Origin of the sequence: Caulobacter sp. 17J65-9 (assembly GCF_010975005.1) — a bacterium.
Classification (GTDB): domain Bacteria; phylum Pseudomonadota; class Alphaproteobacteria; order Caulobacterales; family Caulobacteraceae; genus 17J80-11.
This window is the reverse complement of sequence record NZ_JAAIVC010000220.1, coordinates 1-4,971: the sequence shown is the minus strand read 5'-3', so window position 1 is coordinate 4,971 and position 4,971 is coordinate 1. Positions and strand designations below refer to the sequence as shown.

The 4,971-nt window shown below is 71.2% G+C and carries 7 protein-coding genes; all 7 read left to right on the top strand.

The window, feature by feature from the left end; all coding sequences use genetic code 11:
• Positions 1 to 1,292, top strand: a 1,292-nt coding sequence (locus tag G3573_RS19970) for a chemotaxis protein CheA (protein ID WP_163263428.1), incomplete at its 5' end; no start/stop codon positions are given.
• Between the two features lie 2 nt (positions 1,293 to 1,294).
• A complete protein-coding gene (locus G3573_RS19965) occupies positions 1,295 to 1,762 on the top strand; it encodes a chemotaxis protein CheW (RefSeq protein WP_163263429.1) in 468 nt (155 codons plus the stop codon).
• Complete coding sequence (locus G3573_RS19960) at positions 1,759 to 2,649, top strand: protein-glutamate O-methyltransferase (RefSeq protein WP_163263427.1); 891 nt, start codon at positions 1,759 to 1,761, stop codon at positions 2,647 to 2,649. The genes G3573_RS19965 and G3573_RS19960 overlap by 4 nt, the downstream gene beginning before the upstream one ends.
• Complete coding sequence (locus G3573_RS19955) at positions 2,646 to 3,683, top strand: chemotaxis response regulator protein-glutamate methylesterase (RefSeq protein ID WP_163263426.1); 1,038 nt, start codon at positions 2,646 to 2,648, stop codon at positions 3,681 to 3,683. Before G3573_RS19960 ends, G3573_RS19955 begins: the two co-directional genes overlap by 4 nt.
• Complete coding sequence (locus tag G3573_RS19950; protein WP_163263425.1) at positions 3,683 to 4,072, top strand: response regulator; 390 nt, start codon at positions 3,683 to 3,685, stop codon at positions 4,070 to 4,072. Before G3573_RS19955 ends, G3573_RS19950 begins: the two co-directional genes overlap by 1 nt.
• Positions 4,069 to 4,620: a chemotaxis protein CheD gene (locus G3573_RS19945; protein ID WP_163263424.1), complete on the top strand. Its 552-nt coding sequence runs from the start codon at positions 4,069 to 4,071 to the stop codon at positions 4,618 to 4,620. Before G3573_RS19950 ends, G3573_RS19945 begins: the two co-directional genes overlap by 4 nt.
• On the top strand, positions 4,620 to 4,971 hold a 352-nt coding region (locus G3573_RS19940), incomplete at its 3' end, for a hypothetical protein (protein WP_205598391.1). The genes G3573_RS19945 and G3573_RS19940, both read left to right, overlap by 1 nt.

Below are 4,971 nucleotides of genomic sequence, written 5' to 3'. Positions count from 1 at the left end.
CGCCGGCGCCGGCCGCCGCCCCGGTGGCGAAGCCCGCGCCGAAGCCGGCCGCGCCGGCCGCCGCCAACGAGACCAAGGGCCCGGCCGCGCCGGTCCAGGCGACCATCCGCGTGGACCTGGAGCGCGTCGACCGCCTGATCGACCTGGTCGGCGAGCTGGTGATCCAGCAGGCCATGCTGTCTCAGCGGGTGGGCGAGAGCGGCCTGGCCCGCTCGTCGAACGTGGCCGTCGGCCTGGAGGACCTCGAGCAGCTGACGCGCGAGATCCAGGACAGCGTCATGGCCATCCGCGCCCAGCCGGTGAAGTCGGTGTTCCAGCGCATGCCGCGCCTGGTCCGCGAATGCGCCGAGATGACCGGCAAGAAGGTTCGCCTGGTCACCGAGGGCGAGGGCACCGAAGTCGACAAGACGGTGATCGAGCGGCTGTCCGACCCGATCACCCACATGCTGCGCAACGCCATCGACCACGGGCTGGAGACCCCGGACGAGCGCGCCGCCGCCGGCAAGCCGGCCGAGGGCGTGGTCCGCCTGGCCGCCCTGCACCGCTCGGGCCGGATCATCATCGAGGTCCAGGACGACGGGAAGGGCATCAACCGGCCGCGCGTCCGCAAGATCGCCGTCGACAAGGGCCTGATCGCCGAAGACGCGATCCTGAGCGACGACGAGGTCGACAACCTGATCTTCCTGCCCGGCTTCTCCACGGCCGACGCGGTCTCCGACCTGTCCGGGCGCGGCGTGGGCATGGACGTGGTCAAGCGCTCGATCGGGGCGCTGGGCGGCCGCATCTCGATCTCGAGCATCCCGGGCCAGGGCTCCAAGTTCACCCTCAGCCTGCCGCTGACGCTCGCCGTGCTGGACGGCATGGTGGTGACCGCCGCCGACCAGACCCTGGTCACCCCGCTGACCACCATCGTCGAGAGCCTGACGCCCAAGGCCGAGGACGTCCACCTGGTGGGCGGCCGCGACGCGGTGATCCGCGTGCGCGACACCTTCGTGCCGCTGGTCGACGTCGGCGTGGCGCTGGGCTTCCGCGACGAGCCGATCCCGGCCGCGTCGGGCGTGGCCGTGCTGATCGAGAGCGAGGCGGGCGGCAAGGCGGCGCTTCTGGTCGACTCCATCCAGGGCCAGCGCCAGGTCGTCATCAAGAGCCTGGAGTCGAACTACCAGCAGGTCGAGGGCGTGGCCGCCGCGACCATTCTGGGCGACGGCCGCGTGGCCCTGATCCTCGACGTCGACGCCCTCGTCTCCACCCGGCGCAAGCCGGCGCGTACCGAAAAGCGAATGGCAGGATGACCATGACCGAAGTCGTCACCACCGGCGCCGGCGCGCGTCGTGAACTGATCTCCTTCCGCATCGGCGAGCAGGAGTTCTGCGTGGACATCATGTCCGTCCGCGAAATCCGCGGCTGGACCCCGGCCACCCCGCTGCCGCGCTCGCCCGCCTTCATGAAGGGCGTGATCAACCTGCGCGGCGCGGTCCTGCCGATCGTCGACCTGGGCGCGCGCCTGGGCCTGAAGACCGCCGAGCCGACCGCCCGCCACGTGATCATGGTGGTGCGCATCGGCGAGCGCACCGTCGGCCTGCTGGTCGACGCGGTGTCCGACATCATCGAGCTGACTGACGACCAGGTGCAGCCGACCCCGGACGTGGCCTGCGACCAGGTGAAGACCTTCGTGAAGGGCCTGTTCGCCGTCGAAGGCCGCATGGTCAGCCTGATCGCGCTGGACAAGGTCCTGCCGGAGCTGGAGGCGGAGGCCGCATGAGCATCGTCGCCGACAACGGCGACCGATCCCGCAAGCGTCCCATCGTCGAAGGCGAGTTCGCCTTCACCGACGACGACTTCCGTCAGATCGCGTCGATCCTGCACTCGCATGCCGGGATCGCCTTGACCGAGGCCAAGGCGGCCCTGGTCTATTCGCGGCTGGCCAAACGCCTGCGCTCGCTGGGGCTGAAGAGCTTCCGCGACTACTGCGACCTGGTTCAGGGCCGCGAGGGCCTGGACGAGCGCCAGGCCATGATGGCGGCGCTGACCACCAACGTGACCCGCTTCTTCCGCGAACCGCACCACTTCGAGCACCTGCGCGACGAGGTGATGCCGAAGCTGGCCGAGCGGGCGCGCCAGGGCGGACGCGTGCGCCTGTGGTCGGCGGCCTGCTCCAGCGGCCAGGAGCCCTACTCCATGGCCCTGACCGTGCTGGAGGCCATGCCGGACGCGCTGGATCACGACGTGAAGATCCTGGCCACCGACATCGACCCCAACATGGTCGCCGAGGGCCGCGACGGCCTCTATCGCGAGGACCATGTCGAGCCGGTGCCGCTGAACCTGCGCGGGCGCTGGTTCCGCAAGGCGGCGCACGGCGGCGACCGCCGCTGGGAGGTCGCGCCGGAGCTGCGCGAGCTGGTCTCGTTCCGCGAACTCAACCTGATCGGCGACTGGCCCATGAAGGGCCGGTTCGACGTCGTGTTCTGCCGTAACGTGGTGATCTATTTCGACGAGACCACCCAGGAGCGGGTGTGGTCGCGCTTCATCCCGGTGATGACGCCGGGGGCGACGCTGTACATCGGCCACTCCGAGCGGGTCACCGGGCCGGCCGCCGGCCGGCTGGAGACCTGCGGCCTGACCACCTACCGGCTGGGAGGCGCCCGATGAGCCGCGTCTCCGTCCTGGTGGTCGACGACTCGGCCACCATGCGCAGCCTGATCGCCGCCACCCTGCGGCGCGACACCGACATCGAGGTCGTGGGCTTCGCCAACGATCCGCTGGAAGCGCGCGACGCGATCAAGCGGCTCAATCCCGACGTCGTCACCCTCGACGTCGAAATGCCGAACATGGACGGCCTGACCTTCCTCGAGAAGATCATGCGCCTGCGTCCCACCCCGGTGGTCATGGTCTCGACCCTGACCCAGGCCGGGGCCGAAGTGACCCTGGCGGCGCTGGAGATCGGCGCGGTGGACTGCGTCGGCAAGCCGGGCGCGGGCGTGACCGCGGCCGAGGCGTTCGGCGACCTGGCCGTGAAGGTGAAGGCCGCCGCCCGGGCGCGCGTGCGCCCGCTGGGCAGCGCGCCGGCGGTCGAGAAGCGCGAAGGCTATTCCGGCGGCGACAAGATCGTGGCGATCGGCTCGTCCACGGGCGGTGTCGAGGCTCTGCTGACGGTGATCTCCGCCTTCCCGGAGAACTGCCCGCCGACGGTCATCACCCAGCACATGCCGGCGACCTTCACCAAGAGCTTCGCCCAGCGCCTGGACCGCGCCTCGGCCGCCCACGTCACGGAGGCGGTGGAGGGCGCGCCGCTGGAGGCCGGCCGGGTCTACCTCGCGCCCGGCGGCCACACCCACCTGGAGATCACCTCCGGCGCGCATCCGCGCTGCCGCCTGGTGGCGGCTGACCCGGTGAACGGCCACCGTCCGTCGGTGGACGTGATGTTCAATTCCGCGGCCAAGCACGGCCCGCGCGTCGTCGCCGCGCTGCTGACCGGCATGGGCCGCGACGGCGCCCAGGGGCTGTTGGCGCTGAAGGAAAAGGGCGCGCGCACGCTGGGCCAGGACGAGGCCAGCTGCGTCGTCTACGGCATGCCGCGCGCGGCCTTCGAGCTCGGCGCGGTGGAAAAACAACTCTCGCTGGGCCGTATCGGGCCCGCGATTCTCGACTTGTGCTCGGCGGCCACGCCGGGGAGGGACCAGTAATGCCCGCAGCTTCTTCGATCCGCACCTTGATCGTCGACGACCAGCTGACCATGCGTTCGCTGGTGCGCACCGGCCTGCAGCAGCTGGGCATCACCGACACGCGCGAATGCGCCGACGGCGAGGAGGCCCTGCGCGAGATCATCACCAAGCCGGTGCACCTGGTGATCTCCGACTACAACATGCCCAAGCTGGACGGCCTGGGCCTGCTGCGCGCCATCCGTTCGCATCCGCCGACGAAGACCACCGCCTTCATCATGCTGACGGGCCGGGCCGACCGCGAGCTGGTGCAGCGCGCGGTGCAGTACGGCGTCAACAACTACCTCGTGAAACCCTTCACGGTGCAAACCCTGAAGGAGAAGATCGAGGCCGTGTTCGGACAACTGACATGACCGCCACCGCCGCCGCCCAGAGCGCCGCTCGGGCCGGCAAACGCATTCATGTCGTGCAGGGCGAGCAGCACGTCACCAGCGATCCCGAGGTGGTGCTGACCACCATCCTGGGCAGCTGCGTGGCCGCCTGCCTGCGGGATCCCGTGGCCGGGATCGGGGGCATGAACCACTTCCTGCTGCCGGACGGGATGAAGGACGGCGGCGTGGCCCAGCGCTACGGCGCCCACGCCATGGAACTGCTGATCAACGACATCCTGCGCCGCGGCGGTCGCCGCGAGCGTCTGGAAGCGAAGCTGTTCGGCGGCGGACGCATGTTCGACGGCCTGACCGACGTGGGCGGCGCCAACGCCGCCTTCGCCGAGAAATTCCTGCGCGACGAAGGCATCCCCGTGGTGGGCTCCAGCCTGGGCGGCTCGGGGGCGCGCCGGGTGCAGTTCTGGCCGGTGTCCGGCCGGGCTCAGCAAAAGGCGGTCACCGACCAGCCCGAGGTCGCGCGCGTGCCCGTGCCGGCCCCGGTCGTGGACCACGGCGCGGTGGAGCTGTTCTGATGCGCCCGCCGCCCGCCCGCGAGGACGAAGCCCACGTCAGCGCCGCCGCGGCCCTGCAGGCCCTGGCGGTCGAGACGGTGCGCGCCGGCGAGATGTGCGAACGGCTCGGCGACCTGGTCGAGCGGCTGGTGCGCACCTGCGAGGGCGAGGAGCTGAAGATCGCCATGCAGGAGGCCCAGGCCGTCGACGCCCTGACCCAGCACCTGGCGGCGCTGGCGGGCTTCGCCGGGCGTCTGGCCGACCGCGCCGAGGGCGTCGTGGCCCCGGCCGAGGCCTTACGCGCGGTGCCGCTGGCGGACCTGGCGGCGCGGTTGTCGGCGGCCTGCGGCGGCGAAGTCGGCTCGTCCGACG

What these genes read in the sequence shown, in the direction of transcription:
- G3573_RS19965 (WP_163263429.1), top strand. Translation starts at nt 1,295, where the DNA reads ATGACCGAAGTCGTCACCACCGGCGCCGGCGCGCGTCGTGAACTGATC.
- G3573_RS19945 (WP_163263424.1), top strand. Translation starts at nt 4,069, where the DNA reads ATGACCGCCACCGCCGCCGCCCAGAGCGCCGCTCGGGCCGGCAAACGC.
- G3573_RS19955 (WP_163263426.1), top strand. Translation starts at nt 2,646, where the DNA reads ATGAGCCGCGTCTCCGTCCTGGTGGTCGACGACTCGGCCACCATGCGC.
- G3573_RS19950 (WP_163263425.1), top strand. Translation starts at nt 3,683, where the DNA reads ATGCCCGCAGCTTCTTCGATCCGCACCTTGATCGTCGACGACCAGCTG.
- G3573_RS19960 (WP_163263427.1), top strand. Translation starts at nt 1,759, where the DNA reads ATGAGCATCGTCGCCGACAACGGCGACCGATCCCGCAAGCGTCCCATC.